Here is a 17822-nt window from a genome sequence, read left to right on the forward strand (position 1 = left end):
AGGTAGCGGTAAGGAGCAGGATCAGGACTTGGCGGGGTTGCCGGCCAATGTCCGCTGTCCGCCGTGGATCAGCAGGTGCGCGGTCAGGCCGGCCACCAGGCCCCAGAATGCCCCGCCCACCCCCAGCAGGGTGACGTTCGCGGCGGTGGCCAGGAAGGTGATGAGCGCCGTTTCCCGGGTGCGCGCGTCGGCCATCGCGTTGGCCAGGCTGCCGCCGATCGCGCCTAGCAGGGCGAGCCCGGCCAGCGTGGTGATGAAGGCCTTGGGCAACACCATGAACAGGGTCGCCAATGTGACGCCGAACGTGCCCACCAGGATGTAGAAAACGCCGCAGGCCAGGCCGGCGATGTAGCGCTTGGAGGGGTCCTCATGCGCATCCTTGCCGGTGCATATGGCGGCCGTGATCGCGGCCACATTGAACGCGTGTGCGCCAAAGGGCGCCATGACGAGCGAGCCCAGCCCGGTCACGGTCAGAATGGGGTTCGCGCTGGTCCGATAGCCGTCGTTGCGCAGCACCAGCATCCCGGGCATGTACTGGCCGGTCAGGGTGATGATGAAAAGCGGCAGGGCAACGCCCAGCAGGGCCTGCAACGAGAAGCTGGGCATTTCGAATACGGGCGCAGCCAGGCTCAGATGTACCGCCGAGAAGTCGATCCGGCCTTGCGCGATGAGCATTGCGAGGCCGATGACGAGGATGCCGACCACCGCGTAGCGGGAGGTAAAGCGCTTGAGCAGCGCGTACGAGATAACCAGCACGATCACCAGTAGAGGATCTGCGCTGGCGCCGCCGAAAGCATTGACGCCGAATTGCAGCAGGATGCCGGCGAGCAGGCCGGCGGCGATGCCGCCGGGGATCATGCGCACCAGCTTCTCGAAGGCGCCGGACAGCCCCAGCACGATAAAGCCCAGCGCCGAAAGAATATATGCCCCAATGACTTCGCCATAAGGCGTGAAAGGCATGACGGTGGCAAGGAAGGCGACGCCGGGCGTGGACCACGCGGTAATGATCGGCGCCTTATAGCGCCAGCTCAGCAGCGCGCCGGTGACGCCCACGCCTACGGAAACCGCCCATACCCATGATGTGGTCTGCGCCGGCGACAGCCGAGCCAGTTCCGCCGCCTGGAATACCAGCACAAAGGTCCCGCCATAGTTCACCAGGACCGAGATCAGGGCCGCGACGGCAGGAGAAAAGAAATCGGCGGGTCTGAGGCCTGCCGGCGATGCGTTCATGAAGCACTCCGCGTTCGTGGTGGCGTCCGGCCGGGCGGCCGGGCTTGAACGTGGAGTCTATGGCTCTAGCGGTATGTTGTTACCCGCCACATCGAGAGTGACGGGCAGACCGCCTTGGAATCGGTCCGAGGTCGACCAATCGGACGCGCGGGCGCGATTCAGCGCCACACTTCCCGGACCGCTTGCGCGATGGCGGACGCCTGGCGCAAGCCGGCCCGCGCGGACTCGGCCCGGCGCGCCGGGTCCAGCACGTTGTCACCGATGGCTTGCACGCTTGCGGCGTCCGGAAGCACGGCGTGGACCCGGCCCCCTGCTTCGCCGAGCGCCTGCAGCTCGCGGCGCAGATGGCCGCTTATCGGATTGCCGTCGCGGTAGCCCAGCGGGGCCAGCACCACCACTTGGCCGTAGCCGGCAGCCAGATCGGCGTTGGTCATGGATCGGATGCCGCCGTCGATGTACGCGCTTTGGCCGATGGGCACCGCCGGCCAGGCGCCCGGCACCGCACAGCTTGCCGCGATGGCGTCAATGAAATCAACCTCGTCGGCCGCGCTGAAGCTTCGGCCTTCGCCGGTGTGGGCGTCGACTGCGACCACATGCAAGGAGCGGCCGGGCCAATCGCTTCCGCCCAGGCGGGCGGCGACGATGGCGCGGCGTTCGGCCAGCGTGGGCGTGACGCTGCGCAACGCGTACGCGCCGATGCGCTGTCGCGCCTGTTTCAGGTCTGCCCCCACCTTGTCATACAGCTGGCGGTTTTTGTCATCGGCAGCCTGTTGCGAATACGGGCGATATTGCTCGGCCCCGGCTCCGTCCTGCTGCGCTGCGAGTAGCTGCATGAGCGGCACGCCCAGCGCCAACTGGGCTCCGGCGACTGAGCCCGCGGAGCAGCCGATGAGCCCGTCCGCGGTGGCGAGGTCGATGCCCTGGCTGGCCAGGCCCGCCAGGACGCCGATCTCCCAAGCCAGGCCGGTGACGCCGCCGCAGCCCAGGACCAGGCAGCGCCCCTTGTTGGCTGGCTGCATTCAGGCGGCCTCGACGCGGACCGGGGCCGGCGAGTCGGCGCCGCCGCTTGCGCGGGCGGTGGATGCCGGGCGGTAGTGGTAGTCGTCCATGTTCGTCTTGCGCAACATATGCCAGTAGTCGTCATTGCGAAATGGCGTCGGCGCCACCACTTTGCCGTGCGCGTTGCGATACCAGTTGCTCATGCCTTTGTGGGTCCAGATCATGCGGTCGTGGGCCGCCTGCACGCGGGCGTTGTAGGCGTCGTGCCGGTCTTGGCGCACTTCGATCTCGAAGCGTCCGCCAGCGCGGGCCATGCCTTGCTGCAGCAGGCCCATGACGTAGCGCACCTGGGTTTCCAGCAATGCGACGACGCTGCCGCCGTGGCCCAATGCGGTGTTGGGGCCAGCCAGGATGAACAGGTTGGGAAAGCCGGGCGCCGCCACGCCCATGAAGGCTTCGGCGCCTTTTTCGTCCCAGGCCTCGCGGATGGACCGCCCGCCGCGGCCATACAGTTTGAAGGAGGAAAGCAGATTGATCGCGTCGAAGCCGGTCGCGACCACCAGGACGTCCAGTTCGTGGCTATCGCCTTTATCGCCGACCACGGCGTTCTCGGTGATGCGGGCGATGCCGCCCGTGACCAGTTTGACGTGGTCGCGCGCCATGGTGCGGAACCAGCCGTTGTCCATCAGCATGCGTTTGCCGAAGGGGGGGTAATCGGGCAACACGTCCGGCAGCAGGTCCTGGCGCTGGCCGAGTTCCGCCTTGATGTAGCTGGTGAAGTGTTCGCGATGCCTGTCATTGATCTCATTGATGGCACGCTCGGGATGCGGCCATTGCGGGTCGATTTGCAGGGTCGCGTGGACGCGGTCGTTGAATATCCAGGCCAGGCGCTGGCGATACCATTCCTGGTAGTACGGCACCTCGCGCAGCAGGAAGCGTACGTCCTGCGGCACGGGCTTCTGGAATTTCTCGAAGGGCGCGGCCCATTGCTTGGAGCGTTGGAACACGGTCAGGGACCGGACCTGGTCGGCGATGGCGGGGGCGACTTGCATGGAGCTGGCGCCGTTGCCGATGATGCCCACGTTCTTGCCGCGCAGATCCAGGCCTTCCGGCCAGTGCGCGGTATGGAAGCAAGGCCCTTTGAAGGTCTCCAGACCGGGTATGGGCGGCAACTTGGGAACGTTCAGCAGGCCCACCGCGCTGATGACGATGTCTGCCACGTAGTCCTGGACCTGGCCGTCCTGCCGCACGGTGCGCACGTTCCAGCGCAGCGAGGCTTCATCGTAGCGGGCCGATTCCACACGCGTATTGAAGCGGATGTTGGACCGCACGCCGTACTGATCGGCGACGCCTTCGAAATAGCCCTGGATCTCGCCCTGCAGGGCGAAGTAGCGCGACCAGTCGTGTTTAGCGAAGGAGTAAGAGTAAATATGGTTGGGCGTGTCCACGCCGGCCCCCGGGTAGCGGTTTTCGTACCAGGTTCCGCCCACCTCCGCGTTCTTCTCGATCACGACATAGGGAATGCCGGCGCCTTGCAGGCGTATCGCCGCGCACAAGCCGGCAACCCCCGCGCCGATAACCAGCACCCGATAGCCCTGGGGCACCTGGAACGCCTCGCGCTGTTCCAGAGCGAAGTCCGGATCCAGCCCCAGCCAGGCGGCGATCATGGGGCCGTAGGAGTCGGGCACGTCCTCGCCGATACTGGTTTGCAGCATGGCGACCAGTTGTTCGTGCGTAGGCGCGGCCAGCATGGGCGCCCGGCCCTGGCGGGCAAGCAGGATGGCCGAGAACGCCGCCTCGCGCACTTCTTCCCGCACGGCCTCGGGAAGGCCGCCGGGGTCGTTGTCTTCCAGGCCGCGGATGCGCGAGCACTGGTAGCGCTCGGACAGCCATTGCGTGTCGCCCGTCAGGTGCACCAGCACCATGAGCAGGGTGGGAATGTTGGCGCTGGACAGCGCGCGCCGTAACGTGGCTGCCCACGCGTCATGGCCGGGCGGGTTGTCGGAAGCCTGGGTATCGCGATGCATGTAACGGTCCTTCTAGGAATGGCTTGGGGGTATCGGTTGCCGGGCCTACTCGGCGGTCGCGCCGGATTTCTTGATCAGTTCCGCCCATTTGGCGCTGTCGCTGACGATGAAGGCGCCAAAGTCCGCGGGCTTGGTGAACAAGGGATCCAGACCCATCTTCTTGAACTGTTCCTGTACGTCGGACGCCGCCTTCATTTTTTGCAGGGACACCTGAAGGCGCTCGACGACCGAGGGCGGCGTGCCGGCCGGGGCAACAATGCCCAGCCAGGGCATGGCGTCGTAGCCGGGCAGGCCCGACTCCTCCACGGTGGGAAGCTCGGGCAGCACCGATGAACGCGTTTTGGTGGTAACGGCCAGCGGGCGCACCTTGCCGCTGTCGAGGAAGGGCTGGGCCGCCGCGATGTCCACGAACAGCAGGTCGACTTCGCCGCCGGCCAGGGACGTCAACGCGGGAACGCTGCCCTTGTAGGGAATGTGGGTCATCTTCAGGCCGGTCAGCGCGGCGAACAGTTCGCCTTCCAGATGATTGGAGGTGCCGTTTCCGGAGGATGCGAAGGTCGCGGATTTGCCGTCCTTTTTAAGCGTGGCAATCAATTCCTTGACGCTGGAGGCTTGCAGCTGCTTGCCGGTTACCAGTACGTGCGGCACGCTGGCGATGAGCGACACTGGCTGGAAGTCCTTGACCGGGTCATAGTTCGCGGTCGTCTTGTACAGGCTGGGAGCGATACCCAGGGACGAGGCCGCCATCAGCAGGGTGTAACCGTCGGCTGGCGCCTTGGCCACATAGGCCGAGGCGATCATGGTGCCGGCGCCCGGCTTATTGACCACCACCACCGGCTGGCCCAGGTCGCTTTGCAGCTTGGCAGCGATCTGGCGGGTCATCACGTCCGTCACGCCGCCCGGCGTGAAGGGCACCACGATGTTGATAGGCTTGCTGGGATAGTCCTGCGCGTGGGCGGCGGCGCCCGCGCAGATCAGAGATGCGGCTAGGCAGTGTGAAAGCCATTTCATGGGTTGTCTCCTGTGGATTTCTAGGTGTGGCAGTCAGGTGGAACCTGCGCTGAGGTTCCGGTGCCGGATCAGTCCCCAGACCGTATTGGCAAAGGGCATGTCCAGGTTCAGCTTTGCTGCGATTTCGATCATGGCGCCGACCAGGGCGTCCGCCTCCAGCGGCTTGCCTTGCAGCGCGTCCTGCAACATCGATGTCTTGGCGGCGCCGGCGCTGGCTGCGGCCTGCATGCGTTCTTCCACGGTGACCGGCAGGGCGAGGCCTAGCGCCTTGCCCAGCGTCAGATACTCGTCCAGCATGGCGCGCGCCAGTTTGCCGAGATGGGGGTCGCGGACCATGCCTTCCATCGTGGCGTTGGCCAGCACGCTCAGGGGGTTGAAGGTGGCATTGCCCATTGCCTTGATCCATACCGCCTGGTGGATCCGGGCGGTGACCTCACATTGCAGACCCGACGCTCGCAGGAGTTCAGCGAGGCGGGTGGCTCGGGCGGACACGCCACCGTCGAGCTCGCCGATGATGAGGTTGTTACGGGCGTTTTGCGCTGCGATGCCTGGCGCGGCGGCGTTCGCGGCGATGTACACCACGGCTCCCAGCACGCGCTCCAGCGGCAACGCGCGCCGCAGGATGCCGCGGCCATCGACGGATTGCAGCGGCGTGTCGCCCAGAGGGCTATTCAGCGTGGGCAGATACCACCAAGGGATACCATTGACGGCCGGAACCACGACACCGCGCGGCGCCAGCATGGGCGCGAGATGCGCGCCGATTTCATCAAGCGCCTGCTGCTTGACCGCAACGAACAGATAGTCCGCGTCGCGCACCTGCCGCGGGTCGTCGGTTGCTAGCACCGGATAGTGGCGCGTGACGCCATCCGCGATCAAGCCCACGCCGTGCTGGCGCAGCGACGCCAATGTCTGTCCGCGGGCGATCAGTGTCACTTCGCATCCGGCCTGGGCCAGGCGCGCGGCGAGCAGACAGCCGATCGCGCCCGCACCATATACCGCGACGCGGTTCTGATGAGCATCTTCCATTTCTACTCTGCGAAAAAGGGCCGCCCGGATGGCGGCGCGGTTGCCGCTATTCCTGGTATTCAGGCCGGATGCGTTGCAGCAGCCGGAGCAGGGGAGGCCAATGTTTGTGACGGGATGGCCGGTCGAGGCGGTCGAATTGGCGGCCGACCTTCTCGGCGACGTCCGCGGACGGGGTCGTCAGCGGCAAGCCGCCGGCCAGCGCCGCGACCTGCGCCTGGCAGGCGCGTTCGAGGTAGAACATGGCGTCGAAGGCGTCCGGCACGCTGGCGCCGCAGACCAGCAGGCCGTGGTTTCGCAGGATCATCGCGTCGTGCGGACCCAGGTCGGCGACCAGACGCTGCTGCTCGTCCATGTCGAGGGCGACGCCTTCATAGTCGTGATAGCCGATGCGGTTGTGAAAGCGCATGGCATGCTGCGAGATCATGAGCAGGCCAGTCTGTTGCGCGGACACGGCGATGCCGGCGGCGGTATGCGTATGCATGACGCAGGCCGCGTCGTGGCGGGCCCGATGGATGGCGCTGTGGATAACGAAGCCGGCAGGATTGATGCCCAGGCCGGTCTGGTCCAGCAGGATGGCGCCGTCGATGTTCACCTTGACCAGGTTGGACGCGGTGATCTCGTTGAACATCAGCCCGTAGGCATTGATCAGGAAGTGCGGCTCGGCGCCGGGAACGCGGGCCGAGATATGCGTATAGATGTGGTCGGTCATGCGCATTTCGACGGCCAGGTTGTAGGCCGCGGCGAGATCGACTCGCACTGCCCATTCCTCGGCCGAAACCTGTTCCTTGATCGATGCCTCTTGCACGGCTGCTCCTCCGGTATTGCATTCTTTTTTGTCTGACCGGCGCCGCGGCTGCGTGGCGCCTTTGAACCGGAGTATAGGTTTTCCCGCTGTCGCCGACTAAGCAAACGTTTTGATCGAAACGCATAAATTGCATCAATCATTCGCCCTTGCCGGCATGCATGAAAAACCTTGATGGATATGCATAAAAACGTTTAGCTAGTGCCGCGAATGGCCGCTTCCTATACTGATTTTCTTACCCATGGGCGCGCCTGCACCAGGAGCGGCGCGCCGTTGAAAATCAACATACCGGAGGCTGGATGGACGCTGCAGGAAACCGCACGATCACGGATTTGCTCGATGAACAGGCGCTTTGTCATGGGCATAAGGTGGCGATCGTGCATGAGTACCAGAACGGCGACATCAGCCAACTGAGCTACATCCAGTTGCGCGAGGCGGCCCGCGGCTTTGCGGCAGCCCTGCAGGCCCGCGGCGTTATGCCGGGCGACCGCGTATTTGTGTTCATGGGGAACACGGCGGAGTATGTGCCGCTGTGGATGGGGCTGATGCTGGCTGGCGCGGTCATCGTGGCCGGAAATATCTACCTGACCGCACCGGAAGTGGCCTATCAGCTGGAGCATTGCCAGCCGGCGCTGGCGCTGGTGGAGCCCGCGCATGAGGCGCTGATCCGCGAAGTCTGTGCTGACCTGGTACAAGCGCCGGACATCGTGCCGGTGGCGCGCGGGAGTCTGGGGCCGGAGGGGTTGCGCGGCGTCTGGGCGGAGACTTGCACGGATTACCATGCGCCGCCGCAATGCAGCGACGACCTGGCGCAGATCCTGTATACCTCCGGCACTTCAGCGCGCCCCAAGGGAGTGATGCTGACCCAGGCCAACTTGCTCTGGTGCGGACAGGCGGGCGCGGCCAACAGCGGCTTGAGCCGCGCCGACCGCGTGTTCAACAACAAGCCGCTATTTCATGCGAACTGCCAGGAAACCGTGTTGTCCTGCCTGACGGCAGGCGCCACCGCGGTGATTGGCGAGCGATATAGCGCGACACGCTATCTGCGCCAGCTCATCGAGCATCGCATTACTATTTGCAGCCTGTCGGGCATGCTGTGCCGCACGCTGCTGAACCAGCCGCCCACCCCGTTCGACACGGCGCACCAGGTGCGCTACGCCGGGTATGCCATCAATATTTCCGAGGCCGAGATTGCCGCTTTCATCGCGCGTTTCCGCATACCGTTGCGCAACGGTTATGGGCAGTCCGAGACCATGCTCTACATCACCCTGCAACCGCATGCCTCGCCTTCCCGCTACCCGTCCATAGGCCGCGCTACGCCCGATCGCGAAGTGTTCGTGGTCGATGACGACAACCGGCCCGTGGCGGTCGGCGCCGTGGGCGAGATTGTCGTGCGCGGCCGGCCCGGGCGCACGCTCACCCTGGGTTACTACCGTGACCCCGATGCGACGCAGGCCGTATTTGAAGGCGGCTGGCTGCACACGGGGGACCTGGGCTATCAGGATGCCAAGGGCAATTTCTTTTTCTTCGGCCGCAAGAAGGAAGTGATCAAGCGGGCGGGCGAGAACATCTCCGCCGCGGAAGTGGAAGAGGCATTGATGGGGCATCCTGCCGTGCGCGATGTGGCAGTGGTGGGTATCCCCGATCCCGTGCGTGACCAGTCGGTCAAGGCGTTCATTGTGCTGCACGACCAGCAGCAGGCCGACGCTGCCGCCATCAAGGCGTTTTGCGCCGAGCGGCTGGCCTACTTCAAGGTGCCGGAGCATGTGCAGTTCATGGAGGAACTGCCGCGAAACGCCAGCGGCAAGGTGCAGAAGCGAGCGCTGCTGGACGCTTGAATGCCGCCGTGTGACGTCAGGCCTTGCCGGTGGCGGCCTTGCCCAGCCGGGTCAGGGCCTCGGCGACCTGATGGACGATGGCCTGGCCCTGGTTGCGATGGATGGCAATGGTGAATTCCAGCGTCAGCGGTTGCAGCGCGGGGTCCACCAGTACCAGGGAGCCGGCCTGCACCTGCCGAGCCACCATCATTTCCGGCAGCTGCGCGATGCCGCCGCCGGCCTCGACCACCTCGATCAGGCTGTTCAGGCGATTGCAGCTGCAGATATTGTCCAGGTTTGCGCCCATGTCGCGCAGTTCGTCCTGCGCCGGGCCGAAGAAGCCGGACGGCCGGGACACGCACCACAGGGGTTCGGTCTGTAACAGCGACTGCATCGTGCGTGGCCGGCCGTCGGCGTCGGTCAGGAGCCCGGACGAGACCATCCAGGACATGCGGGTTGTGCCCAGCGATTCGCAGATGAACTGATCGTCGCGCAGATGGTTGGCCATGATGGCGATGTCCAGCGCGCCGGACGTCAGGTGTTCCTGCAGTTTGACCGCCAGGTCCAGCTCGATCTCGTAAGAGATGCGCGGCAGGGCGCGGCGCAGTTCTGGCACGACGCGCGAAAACCAGGTCATGGAAATTTCGCCCATGCCGATGCGTACCGTGCCAGCGGCGTTGTTCACTGCCTCCGCATCGGTGAAGGCGTCTTCCACCGCCAGCAGCAAGGGTTCGACGCGTTCGACGAAGCGCCGCGCGGGCACCGTCAATTCCAGCCTGCGGCCGCGCTTTTCGAACAAGGGAAAGCCAAGCGCCTGCTCCAGTTCCTTCATGCGGGCCGATACGGCGGGCTGCGAGGTATGCAGCCGTTCGGCCGCCGCGCGGAAACTGCCCAGCTTGGCGATCTGGCACAGGGTTTCGGCGTTGGTCAGATTCGGACGGGGCATGGCTGGACGTGGTGGCTTTGGGCCGTATGTTAAAGGAAACCGTCAGGGAATCGCCTGCGGCTCCGTGAAATCCGCCATTTCGCGCCGCCCGGCCGGCCGATACACTGGCCGCTCGCCATTCAAACGAGAACGCCATGAGACAACTACTCCCCGCCCTGGGCGCCGCGCTAGTCTTCACGTTGGGCGCGCAGGCGGCGTCGGCCCAGCCCGCCCAGCCTGCGGCCTCCCCGCCGCGCGACCCGTTCTTCTGGCTGGGAGAAATCAACAAGGCGACCGCCGTCATCAACACGGACGAAGGATTGCTGGACAAGTCCATGGCGCCGCGCCTGGCAGCCGGCGTGGCCAAGGTGATCAGCGACGGCAACCAGCCCGGCGCCAAGCGCCCGTCCAGCGTCATTACCTTCGAGCCGCTGCTGATCAAGGCGGCAGGCGAAGACGTGACTCTGCTGCACGCGGGGCGCTCCAGCCAGGACATGCATGCGACCTACCGCAGCGCTATCCTGCGCGACAAGCTGCTGGACCTGGCCGATCAGTTGAACGCCACATCCCGGACGCTGGTGGAACTTGCAGGCAAGCACGCGGCGACCGTTGTGCCGAACTACACCAATGGGGTGGCGGCGCAACCCAACAGCTACGGGCATTATCTGCTGGGGCAGGCCGCGGGCCTGGCACGCGATGCCCAGCGCATCCGCGAAGCCTATGTGCGCATCGACCGTTCGCCGATGGGCACGACGGTACTGAATGGCACCAGCTGGCCGCTGGATCGCAAGCGCATGGCGCAATACCTGGGCTTTGCCGCGCTGGTGGACAACGCTTATGACGCGTCGCAGATCTCGTCGATGGACCAGCCGGTCGAAGTCGCGTCCATTGTCACCAGCATCGCGCTGCGCACGGGCAACTTTGTCGAGGACGTGATGACCCAGTACGCGCAGCCGCGTCCCTGGATCCTGCTGGAGGAAGGCGGCGGCAACACCTATGTTTCCAGCGCCATGCCGCAGAAGCGAAACCCAGGCTTGCTCAACGACACGCGCAGCGACGCTTCGACCGCGGTGACGCTGGCCATGGGTCCGGTGGTGCAGACGCACAACATCACGCCGGGCATGAGCGATCCCAAGGACGTGAAACAGAACTCCGCCATGGTCGATGCCGGGATTTCGGCGCTGAAACGTTGGGACCGGGTGCTCAAGGCCATGGTCATCAGCCCCGACCGCGCGCTGGAAGAGCTGAACAGCGATTGGACGGCTTCACAGGAATTGGCCGATGTGCTGATGCGCAAGTACAAGCTGCCGTTCCGCGACGGCCATCACTTTGCGTCAGAGGTCGTGAGCTACGCCAAGACCAACAACATCAAGCCGCTGGACTTCCCCTATGAACAGGCTCGGCGCATCTACGCGGACGCCATGAAGGACTCGAAGTACGGCAACGAGTTGCCGATGAGCGAGGCGGAGTTCCGTTCGACGCTGGACCCGGTGGCCATCGTCAAGAACCGCGCGACCTCGGGCGGCCCGCAACCGGCGGAAATGGAGCGCATGCTGAAGGAGGCGCGCGCCCAGTTGGCTGACCAGGATGCCTGGATCAAAGCGCGGCGCGCCCATATCAACGATGCGCTGGCGGAGCTGGACAAGAAATTCGGCGCGCTGGTGGCCAGCGCGCCGAAGGAGAAGGGCCAGTAAGGCGGCGCTGCCCGGTCTTGCCGGGCAGGCCACCCTTCCCCCTGGGGTGATCAGCCCCGGGCCGGGAAGGGCGCAGTAAAGCGGCGCAGCCGCAGCGCGTTGCTCAGGACGAACACGCTGGACAGGGCCATCGCGCCTGCCGCGAATACCGGCGACAGCAGACTGCCGTTTACCGGGTAGAGCAGGCCCGCCGCGACCGGGATCAAGGCTACGTTGTAGGCGAACGCCCAGAACAGGTTTTGCTTGATGTTGCGTATCGTGGCCTTGGACAGGGCGATAGCGTTGGGCACGCCGCCCAGGTCGCCCGACATGAGCACGACGTCGGCCGCCTCGATGGCGATGTCCGTGCCAGTGCCTATGGCCAGGCCCACGTCCGCTTCGGCCAGAGCCGGCGCATCGTTGATGCCGTCGCCTACATAGGCGATGGGGCCGTATTGCTGCTTCAGGCGCTGCACGGCCTCGACCTTGCCGTCGGGCAGCACTTCCGCCACGACTTCATCAATGCCGAGCTGGCGGGCGATGGCCTCGCCGGTGCGGCGGTTGTCGCCCGTGATCATGGCGACCTTCAGGCCCAGGTCATGCAGGGCGCGGATGGCGGCTGCCGTGGTTTCCTTGATGGGATCCGCCACGGCAATCATCGCGGCCAGCTTGCCGTTGATAGCGGCGTACAGCGGCGTCTTGCCTTCGTCGCCCAGGCGCGCGGCGTCCGCGCCGAAGGGTTCTACGCTCAGGCCCAGCTCGCGCATGAAGCGGTCGGCCCCGATTTCGACCAGCTCGCCGTCCACCCGGGCGCTTACGCCAAAGCCGGTGATCGATTCGAACTGCGAAATCGCGCCCAGCGCAATAGCCTCGGCGCGCGCCGCGTCCACGATGGCCTGCGCGATCGGGTGTTCGGACTTGGCTTCGACGGTGGCGACCTTGCCCAGCACCTCAGCGCGTTCGAAGCCCTGTGCAACGATCAGGTCGGTCAGCTCGGGACGGCCCTTGGTCAGCGTGCCGGTCTTGTCCACGGCCACGACCTGGGCGTCCTTCAGGGATTGCAGCGCTTCGCCCTTGCGGAACAGCACACCCATCTGCGCGGCGCGTCCAGTGCCCACCATGATCGAGGTCGGCGTGGCCAGACCCATGGCGCAGGGGCAGGCGATGATCAACACGGCGACGGCGTTGACCAGGGCGAAGGTCAGGGCGGGCTCGGGGCCGAACGCCAGCCAGATGATGAAGGTCGCCACGGCGGCCGCCATGACGGCAGGCACGAACCACATGGTGATGCGGTCCACCAGGGCCTGGATCGGCAGCTTGGACCCCTGCGCCTGCTCAACCATGCGGATGATCTGCGCCAGCACCGTGTCATTGCCGACCTTGGTCGCGCGGAACGTCAGCGCGCCGTTCTGGTTCACGGTGCCGCCGACGACCTCGGAGCCCGGCTGCTTTTCGACCGGAACGGGCTCTCCGCTGATCATGGATTCATCGATAAAGCTGTTGCCTTCCACAACTTCGCCGTCCACGGGGATGCGCTCGCCGGGGCGGACTTCGATCAGATCGCCTGCCACCACTTCCTCGATGGCAAGCTCCAGCGTGGAGCCATTGCGCACGACGCGAGCGGTCTTGGCTTGCAAGCCCAGCAGTCGCTTGATCGCTTCGGAGGTGTTGCCCTTGGCGCGGGCTTCCATGTAGCGGCCAAGCAGAATCAGCGCCACGATGACGGCGGCGGCCTCGTAATAGACGTTGACCGTGCCGGCAGGGAGCAGTCCGGCCGCGAAGGTGGCCACCACCGAATAGGCATAGGCGGCGGAGGTACCCACCGCCACCAACGAGTTCATATCGGGGGCGGCGCGCAGCAGCGCGGGTATGCCTTTTTTAAAGAAGCGCAGGCCGGGGCCGAACAGTACGATGCTGGCCAGCACGAATTGCAGATACCAGCTGTTTTGCGTGCCGATGGTCTCTGCAATAACGTGGTGGAACGCCGGCACGATGTGCGCGCCCATTTCCAGGATGAACACGGGCAGCGCGAAAATCGTGGCGATGGTCAGGGAACGCTTGAGCGACTGCAGCTCGGCGGCCTGGCGTTCGGCCACGGCGTCGGTGTCGCTGGCTTCGGCGGCCAGGGGCTTGGCTTCGTAGCCTGCCTTGGCCACCGCCTGGATCAAGGCGCTGGCGGGCACGCCGCCCGTCGCGGTGACGCTGGCGCGTTCGGTGGCGAGGTTGACGGTGGCGTTGCTGACGCCTGGCACGGCCTTCAGCGCTTTTTCGACGCGTCCCACGCAGGAGGCGCAGGTCATGCCGGTGACCGACAGTTCGACCGTGCTTTCGGCGACTGCGTAGCCCGCCTTCTGCACCGCCTGCACGGCGGCCGCGACGTCCGGCGCCCCTGCAAACGTGATGTCGGCGCGTTCGGTCGCCAGGTTGACGCTGGCCTGGTTGACGCCCGGCACGGCCTTCAAGGCCTTTTCGACCCGGCCCACGCACGATGCGCAGGTCATGCCTTCGATGGGCAGGCTGACCGCGACGCTGTCTGCTGGGATGGCACTCATATCCGCTCCTTGAAAACTTGGAATCTGCTGCTGATGATTGGCACTATAAAGATTCCAATGATGTCAAGGTCAAGCGTTTGCGTATCGAAGGCTGTCCGGGGGACGGAGGGGAGCGGCCGCGGTAACGCTGCCTACCGCGTTAAATAAAGGGACGGGTCAAGGCGCCGCCGTCTGGCGGCGCCGGCCGGGCTCAGAACCAGATACGCACGCCTGCCAGGATGGCGCGTTCGGAACGGCTTTCTCCAGCTTCGCTGGCGTAGCTGGCCGTCTTGCCGAACTTGCGTCCGAACGACACGCCCACATACGGTGCGAATTCGCGCGTCACTTCGTAGCGCAACCGCAGGGACAGCGATGCGTCCGATAGGCCGGAGCCCACGCCCCGGGCTTCGTCGTTCTTGCCATGCAAGCTGGCTTCGATCTCGGGCGTGAAGATCAGCCGCTGGGTGAGGAGCACGTCATATTCCGCCTTCAGCGCCAGCGCCGTCCTCCCGGATCCGCCGACATAGCCGGTGATCTCGGTCTCGATGCCGTAAGGCGCGACCCCCTGCACCCCGAATGCCGCCCAATTGCGCTTCGGGCCCGCGCCGAAATCGCGCCGCGCGCCCAATTGCAGATCCCAGAACGGGGAGATGGTGTGGCTCCAGAAGGCTTCTATCTTGGCGTCCGTGCTGCCATTCAGGCGATCGCCTTCGCTCTTGATCCACAGCTTGTTCAGGTCCCGGCCGATCCAGAATTGGCCGTCCCATTGCAGGCTGGTCTGCTCATTGCGGTCATAGGCCACTCCAAGCTTGTCGAACAACAGATGGCTGGTGACGACGTTGTCCATCATGTGCGGATGGATGCGGTAGGCGGCGTAGCGTTGCTCCGTGCTGCCGTCGCTGGATGGCAGGGAACCCACCGGCGGGCCTTTACGCGAAGATTCGTCCATGCCGGGCATGGAGCCGTGGTCCATGCCTTTCATCGAACCATGATCCATGCCCGGCATCGAACCATGATCCATGCCTTGCATGGAACCGTGGTCCATGCCTTGCATGGAACCGTGGTCCATGCCTTTCATCGAACCGTGGTCCATGCCCTGCATCGAGCCGTGGTCCATGTCTTTCTTCGGGGCTGCGGCGGAGCCCTGCTTCGAACCCTGTTCCATGCCCGGCATCGAGCCATGATCCATGCCCGGCATCGACCCGTGGTCCATGCCGTCCATCTTTCCGGCCGGCGTCTGCGCCAGGGCCAGTCCGGACGCGGCGCAAAGGAGGGCGGCGCCCGCGACGAGCCCGGGCCAGTGTTTTCTGGATGTCGTTGTTCTCATATTTCCCTCCTATTCCACGACGACCGCGCGGAACATGCCGGCCTCCATGTGGAACAGCAAGTGGCAGTGATAGGCCCAGTTGCCGCGCGCATCCGCGCTGACGCGGTAGGTGAGGCGCTGTGCCGGGTTCAGGCTGATCGTGTGCTTGCGCACCTGGAAGTTGCCCTCGGCGGACTCCAGGTCGCTCCACAGGCCATGCAGGTGGATGGGGTGCGTCATCATGGTGTCGTTGACCAATACGAAGCGCACGCGTTCGCCGTACTTGAGGACGATAGGTTTCGCCTCGGTGAACTTCAGTCCGTTGAACGACCACATGTAACGGTCCATGTTGCCGGTCAGGTGCAATTCAATCTCGCGGGTCGGCGGGCGGTTGTCCGCGGGCTCGACCATGGAGTGCAGGTCGGCATAGGTCAGCACGCGGCGGCCGTTGTTGCGCAGCCCCACGCCCGGATCGTCCAGACGTGTCGAGACGATGTCGGGAACCATGGAATTGGCGGGGCTGTATTCGGCGGGGTAAGGATGCTTGATCTCGACCATGCCGCCTTCGTTGCCGCCGGCGCCATGGTTCATGCCGGCATGATTCATGCCAGCCATGCCTGCGTGGTTCATGCCTCCCATGGAGCCATGGTCCATGCCGCCTTGCGTCCCCGTGTTCATCGCGCCTTGAGCGCCATGGTCCATGCCCCCCGCCTGCGAGCCGCCCATGTCCATGCCGGGCATGTCATGCGCCATGCCCATGTCCATCATGGTCAGCACCTGCACGGGATCCAGCGCCGGGATCTCGGCCTGCATGCCTTCGCGTGGCGCCAGCGTGCCGCGGGCGTAGCCGGAGCGGTCCATGGCCTGCGAGAAGATCGTATAGGCGCGCTCGTCCTGCGGTTCGACGATGACGTCATAGGTCTCGGCCACGGCGATGCGGAACTCTTCCACCTCCACGGGGCGCACTGCCAGGCCGTCGGCGGCCACCACCGTCATCTTCAGGCCGGGGATGCGCACGTCGAAGTAGGTCATGGCCGACCCGTTGATGAAGCGCAGGCGGATACGTTCGCCCGGGCGGAACAGGCCGGTCCAGTTGCCGGCGGGCGACTTGCCATTGGTAAGAAAGGTGTAGGTCGCGCCGGAGACGTCGGCCAGATCGGTCTGGTTCATGCGCATCTTCTGCCACATGAGCCGCTCGTTCAGCGCGTTCTTCCAACCGGATTTCTCGGCATCGTCGATCAGGCTGCCGACGGTGGGCTGGATATAGTTGTAATAGTCGGGCATCACCTTGAGCTTGCGGAACACGCTCATGGGATCTTCGTCGGTCCAGTCGGATAGCAGGACGACGTAGTCGCGGTCGGCGCGCACCGGGTCCGGGCGCTTCGGGTCGATCACGATGGCGCCGTAAAGCCCGGTCTGCTCCTGGAAGCCCGAATGGCTGTGATACCAGTAGGTTCCGCTCTGGCGCACGTCGAACTGGTAGGTGAAGGTTTCGCCGGGGGCGATGCCGGGAAAGCTCAGGCCAGGGACTCCGTCCATTTCCGTCGGCAGAATAATGCCGTGCCAATGGATCGATGTGTCCTCTCGCAGCCGGTTGGTGACGCGCAGGGTGACGCGGTCGCCCTCGCGCCAGCGCAGAATGGGTGCGGGCAGCGTGCCGTTGACCGTGGTCGCTATGCGAGGGGCGCCTGTGAGGTTGGCAGGTGTTTCGCCGATCTCGAGGTTGAACTCCGTGCCCGTTAGCTCGGACGGCCTGCCCGAGCCGGATTGCGCCCACGAGACCGGACTCCACAGGCCCATGCCGGCCAGCGCGCCGCCCGTGGCCAGGCCCTGCACAAACCGGCGGCGCGGATTCGAAACTGCTCTACTCATGCTCTATCTCCCCGGTAGCCGGACCGGCATCCCGGCAGTGGATTACTTGACGGAAACCGCGCCCTTCATGCCGGCCGGGTAGTGCCCAGGTTCGAGGCAGGCGAAGGCGACGCTTCCCGCCTTATCGAACGTCCAGACGATGTCGCCGGCCTTGCCTGCTTCCAGGGACACGGAATTCGGCTCTTCGTGGCGCATGCCGGGATCGTTGAGCATCATCTGGTAGTGGCTGTCCAGGTCCGACTTGGTGCCCAGCACCATCTCGTGGCGGATCTTGCCCGAATTGGTGACCTTGAAGCGGATGGTCTCGCCGGCCTTGACGTCTATCTTGTCCGGCGTGAAGCGCATGGCGTCGGTCATGTCGACGACAACCGTGCGCGAGACCTTGGCGGGGTTGCCGGGCTTGCCGATGGCGGCGGCTTCATGGCCGCCGCCGTGGCTCGCACCGTGGCCGGGCGCGCCGATGGCGCCGAAGGAAAGCAAAAAGGCGCTCGCAGCGACGGCGCCTTGCGCGAGTATCACCAGTTTTTTCATGCGTATCCTCTAGACTCGAATTGGGGGTAGAGGCGCCACTTTAGTGACGCGCTCCACACCGCAACCTGTCGG

General features: G+C 65.2%; 13 protein-coding genes. 2 read left to right on the forward strand and 11 right to left on the reverse strand.

Going from position 1 to position 17822, the window contains the following annotated elements:
- Positions 1-21: 21 nt before the first annotated feature.
- From CEY08_RS09330 to CEY08_RS09355, 6 genes are all read right to left on the reverse strand, one after another.
- Positions 22-1230 (reverse strand): benzoate/H(+) symporter BenE family transporter, encoded by a 1209-nt coding sequence (locus tag CEY08_RS09330; RefSeq protein WP_076817480.1) that lies wholly within the window; start codon positions 1228-1230, stop codon positions 22-24.
- Positions 1231-1388: 158 nt separating this feature from the next.
- Positions 1389-2249, reverse strand: coding sequence for a patatin-like phospholipase family protein (locus tag CEY08_RS09335; protein WP_076817482.1), 861 nt, complete (start codon positions 2247-2249; stop codon positions 1389-1391).
- Positions 2250-4256: a flavin-containing monooxygenase gene (locus CEY08_RS09340; RefSeq protein WP_232033790.1), complete on the reverse strand. Its 2007-nt coding sequence runs from the start codon at positions 4254-4256 to the stop codon at positions 2250-2252. It abuts the gene before it with no gap.
- Between the two features lie 45 nt (positions 4257-4301).
- Positions 4302-5267, reverse strand: coding sequence for a Bug family tripartite tricarboxylate transporter substrate binding protein (locus CEY08_RS09345; protein WP_042795275.1), 966 nt, complete (start codon positions 5265-5267; stop codon positions 4302-4304).
- Between the two features lie 33 nt (positions 5268-5300).
- Entirely contained in the window at positions 5301-6395 is a 1095-nt protein-coding gene (locus CEY08_RS09350) for a ketopantoate reductase family protein (protein WP_341865801.1), read from the reverse strand.
- Positions 6340-7098, reverse strand: a complete 759-nt coding sequence (locus CEY08_RS09355) for a class II aldolase/adducin family protein (RefSeq protein ID WP_042795273.1) — start codon at positions 7096-7098, stop codon at positions 6340-6342. The genes CEY08_RS09350 and CEY08_RS09355 overlap by 56 nt, the downstream gene beginning before the upstream one ends.
- Before the next feature lie 296 nt (positions 7099-7394).
- Between CEY08_RS09355 and CEY08_RS09360 the strand changes: the two genes are divergently transcribed.
- Positions 7395-8933, forward strand: coding sequence for a class I adenylate-forming enzyme family protein (locus CEY08_RS09360; protein WP_076817484.1), 1539 nt, complete (start codon positions 7395-7397; stop codon positions 8931-8933).
- A 16-nt stretch (positions 8934-8949) separates the two neighbouring features.
- Here CEY08_RS09360 and CEY08_RS09365 read toward each other — a convergent pair whose 3' ends face one another.
- A complete protein-coding gene (locus CEY08_RS09365) occupies positions 8950-9858 on the reverse strand; it encodes a LysR family transcriptional regulator (protein ID WP_042795271.1) in 909 nt (302 codons plus the stop codon).
- Positions 9859-9992: 134 nt separating this feature from the next.
- Here CEY08_RS09365 and CEY08_RS09370 point away from each other — a divergent pair, with 134 nt between their 5' ends.
- The gene (locus CEY08_RS09370) at positions 9993-11531 is read left to right on the forward strand and encodes an argininosuccinate lyase (protein WP_063639519.1); all 1539 of its coding nucleotides are present in this window, start codon (positions 9993-9995) and stop codon (positions 11529-11531) included.
- A 50-nt stretch (positions 11532-11581) separates the two neighbouring features.
- On the opposite strand, the gene CEY08_RS09375 is transcribed toward CEY08_RS09370, so the two are convergent.
- The 4 genes from CEY08_RS09375 to CEY08_RS09390 form a co-directional block, all read right to left on the reverse strand.
- Positions 11582-14062: a heavy metal translocating P-type ATPase gene (locus CEY08_RS09375; RefSeq protein WP_088607635.1), complete on the reverse strand. Its 2481-nt coding sequence runs from the start codon at positions 14060-14062 to the stop codon at positions 11582-11584.
- A gap of 190 nt (positions 14063-14252) precedes the next feature.
- On the reverse strand, positions 14253-15095 hold the full coding sequence (locus CEY08_RS09380) for a copper resistance protein B (protein ID WP_269471929.1): 843 nt from the start codon (positions 15093-15095) through the stop codon (positions 14253-14255).
- A 282-nt stretch (positions 15096-15377) separates the two neighbouring features.
- Complete coding sequence (locus CEY08_RS09385) at positions 15378-17219, reverse strand: copper resistance system multicopper oxidase (protein WP_076817486.1); 1842 nt, start codon at positions 17217-17219, stop codon at positions 15378-15380.
- A 42-nt stretch (positions 17220-17261) separates the two neighbouring features.
- The gene (locus CEY08_RS09390) at positions 17262-17750 is read right to left on the reverse strand and encodes a cupredoxin domain-containing protein (protein ID WP_076817488.1); all 489 of its coding nucleotides are present in this window, start codon (positions 17748-17750) and stop codon (positions 17262-17264) included.
- Positions 17751-17822 lie beyond the last annotated feature (72 nt).

This window comes from Achromobacter insolitus (assembly GCF_002209555.1).
Classification (GTDB): Bacteria; Pseudomonadota; Gammaproteobacteria; order Burkholderiales; family Burkholderiaceae_B; genus Achromobacter; species Achromobacter insolitus.

Excerpts from the sequence above, each read along its gene's own strand:
- CEY08_RS09370 (WP_063639519.1), top strand. The coding sequence starts at position 9,993 with ATGAGACAACTACTCCCCGCCCTGGGCGCCGCGCTAGTCTTCACGTTG.
- CEY08_RS09345 (WP_042795275.1), bottom strand. The coding sequence starts at position 5,267 with ATGAAATGGCTTTCACACTGCCTAGCCGCATCTCTGATCTGCGCGGGC.
- CEY08_RS09360 (WP_076817484.1), top strand. The coding sequence starts at position 7,395 with ATGGACGCTGCAGGAAACCGCACGATCACGGATTTGCTCGATGAACAG.
- CEY08_RS09375 (WP_088607635.1), bottom strand. The coding sequence starts at position 14,062 with ATGAGTGCCATCCCAGCAGACAGCGTCGCGGTCAGCCTGCCCATCGAA.
- CEY08_RS09340 (WP_232033790.1), bottom strand. The coding sequence starts at position 4,256 with ATGCATCGCGATACCCAGGCTTCCGACAACCCGCCCGGCCATGACGCG.
- CEY08_RS09330 (WP_076817480.1), bottom strand. The coding sequence starts at position 1,230 with ATGAACGCATCGCCGGCAGGCCTCAGACCCGCCGATTTCTTTTCTCCT.
- CEY08_RS09380 (WP_269471929.1), bottom strand. The coding sequence starts at position 15,095 with ATGCAAGGCATGGACCACGGTTCCATGCAAGGCATGGATCATGGTTCG.
- CEY08_RS09385 (WP_076817486.1), bottom strand. The coding sequence starts at position 17,219 with ATGAGTAGAGCAGTTTCGAATCCGCGCCGCCGGTTTGTGCAGGGCCTG.
- CEY08_RS09335 (WP_076817482.1), bottom strand. The coding sequence starts at position 2,249 with ATGCAGCCAGCCAACAAGGGGCGCTGCCTGGTCCTGGGCTGCGGCGGC.
- CEY08_RS09365 (WP_042795271.1), bottom strand. The coding sequence starts at position 9,858 with ATGCCCCGTCCGAATCTGACCAACGCCGAAACCCTGTGCCAGATCGCC.
- CEY08_RS09390 (WP_076817488.1), bottom strand. The coding sequence starts at position 17,750 with ATGAAAAAACTGGTGATACTCGCGCAAGGCGCCGTCGCTGCGAGCGCC.